The sequence below is a fragment of the Micromonospora sp. D75 genome (assembly GCF_018070405.1).
In the GTDB taxonomy this organism is placed as follows: domain Bacteria; phylum Actinomycetota; class Actinomycetes; order Mycobacteriales; family Micromonosporaceae; genus Micromonospora; species Micromonospora chalcea.
This window is the reverse complement of sequence record NZ_JAGPXV010000783.1, coordinates 1-2,409: the sequence shown is the minus strand read 5'-3', so window position 1 is coordinate 2,409 and position 2,409 is coordinate 1. Positions and strand designations below refer to the sequence as shown.

The 2,409-nt window shown below is 70.6% G+C and carries 2 protein-coding genes; one reads left to right on the top strand and one right to left on the bottom strand.

The features are described 5' to 3' along the window. The coding region (locus KBX39_RS28975) for an NAD-dependent epimerase/dehydratase family protein (RefSeq protein WP_210873584.1) at positions 1-840 on the bottom strand (840 nt) is incomplete at its 3' end. Between the two features lie 1,114 nt (positions 841-1,954). Between KBX39_RS28975 and KBX39_RS28970 the strand changes: the two genes are divergently transcribed. Further along, a partial coding sequence (locus KBX39_RS28970) for a hypothetical protein (protein WP_210873582.1) occupies positions 1,955-2,409 on the top strand: 455 nt, incomplete at its 3' end.

Below are 2,409 nucleotides of genomic sequence, written 5' to 3'. Positions count from 1 at the left end.
CGCGTACGCCCGCTCGACGTTCCGCTCCTGCAACCAGCGGTACTCGTGCCCACGCGGCACCCAGACCGGCAGGTCGTTCCACGGCACCACCCCGGCCGCGAGGATCGGCTCCGGCGCCGCCCACCGCAGCGTCGCGCCCGACCCGGTCGCCGCCACCGCCGCGTCGAGCAGCTCACCCATCGTCGCGTGCCCGGTGCGACCGATGACGTTGTACGCCCCGCCGACGCCCTCCGCACCGCGGTCCAGCAGCCAGTTCGCCAGGTCGCGGACGTCCACGTACTGGATCGGCAGGTCACGCGGCCCGGGCGCCAGCACGTCCCCGCCCCGGGCGATCCGGTTCAGCCACCACGGCAGCCGCCCGATGTCCTCCCCCGGCCCCAGGATCAGCCCGGCGCGCACGAGCAGCGCCCGGTCACCGAACACCCGCGTCGCGGCGAGTTCCCCGCCCGCCTTGTTCTCCGGATAGTCGCCGTCGTCCGCGTCCGGATCCGCCGCCACCGTCGGCGCCTCCTCACCGGTGCCGAGTTCGACGGGCGGCGCGTACACCGAGCCGCTGGACACGTAGACGTAGTGCGGCACCGCGCCGGCGAGCGCCGACGCCGCGTCCCGGACCGCCCGGGGCGCGCCGTCCCAGGTGTCCACCACGAGATCCCACTCGCCGCCGGCGAGCGCGGCCAGCCCGTCCGGCATCGTCCGGTCACCCCGCAACCGGTGTACGCCGGGCGGCGCCTGCCCGTGTACGCCCCGGTTGAACACTGTCACCTGCCAGTCGCGGCGTACCGCCTCGGCCACCACGGCACCACCGACAAAGCCCGTACCACCCAGCATCAGGAGTCGCATGAGTCCCAGCGTGCCGCCGCCCGCCGGGCACGGAGTGCCCTGTTCACAGTCAGCGGATCTGCCAACGGCAGAACCCGATCCGAGGACGGGTCAGCCCGGCTTGAATAGGGCGGCGTCGCGGCGCAGCGTGCGGACGAGCCGGCGCGCTGCCGCGCTCCGGTCCGCCCTCTCCCCAGTAACCGCCGATCTTGGAGTTGTGGCGCCCAGAATGCCCGGTTTGACGCCCTTGGCAAGAGCCACAACTCCAAGATCGGCAAGCACAACCAAGATCACGGCGGTTTCCGGGCCCTCTCGAACAGCCCTCGCCCCGGGCCCCCGCGATCTTGCACTTTGGTACCCCGCATAACGCGCAAACGAGACACCTGAAGGGCCCTACCTGCAAGATCGGCGCGGCATTGAGCCGACCTCCGGCCCCATCCGGCCCCGCCTTTGCGCCGCCCCACACCGCACCGCACCGAGCGCGTCGATCATGAAGTTGACGGCGCTTGGTGTCCGTTTTGTCGCCGCCAACCTCATGATCAACCCTGTGGTGGGTGCCCGGGGAGGGCTCCGTCGGGGTGATCAAGGAGTTTGTGTCTCGTGGGCGCCGGAATGTGCCGCAAACTCCTTGATCACGGGGGCGCTGAGCGAGGTGCCCGGCTGGACTGGACTGGGCTGGTCGGTGGTGGGCGGCTGGTCTGTGGTGGGCGGGGTGTCGGGTTCGGGGGTGGTGGGCGGCACTCTGGTGGCGGAATCGTGGGCGGGTGCGGGGCGTTGTAACCGGGTGAACGACCGAGCAAGGCCGCGCCCCCGAGCGCGTCGGCTGGCTGCGGGCACAGACCCTGGGCCCCGGTCGTTGAGTACGGTTCCGACGGCGTGAGCCGTGGGGAATGATCCCGCCCGGTCGGTCGTTGGACATGGTTCCGACGACGTGAACCCGTCCCGCCCCCGGGTGGTGTGAGGTGCCCGGGAATGATGCCGGGTCGCGGGTCGTTGGACATCCTTCCGGCGCCGCGTGAAGGCCCCCGCCTCGCGAGCAGCCGAGATCCCCCAAGACCTTTTTTTTGAGCGCCTGACGGTGCCCACGCACCCCCGTCCCCCGCGGGTGTGTCGACCCCCGAATGGAGCCCCCCTGATGAACACGATTCTGCGTAAGAGCGTTCTGGGTATTGCTGGTCTGGCTTTCACGGGTGGCGTGTTCGCCGGTCCCGTGGCCGCCCACGCGGCCGACACCACCACCAGCGTCAAGCCGGTCACCGCCACGGTGCAGGGTGACAAGCTGATCCCGCACGGCGTGCAGGGCGACCAGTCCCGCATCGACCTGAACGACGAGCAGACCAAGAATGTGAAGGCCATCATCGCGGCGACGAAGAAGGCCGGCATGGACGAGCGCGCCGCCGTCGTGTCGATCGCGACCGCGTTGCAGGAGTCGAAGCTGGAGAACCTGGGTCACCTGGGTGACCGCAACGACCACGACTCGCAGGGCCTGTTCCAGCAGCGCCCCTCCAGCGGCTGGGGCACGGTCGAGCAGATCACCGACCCCGAATACTCCACCACCGCGTTCCTGAAGGGTCTGAAGCAGGTCGACGG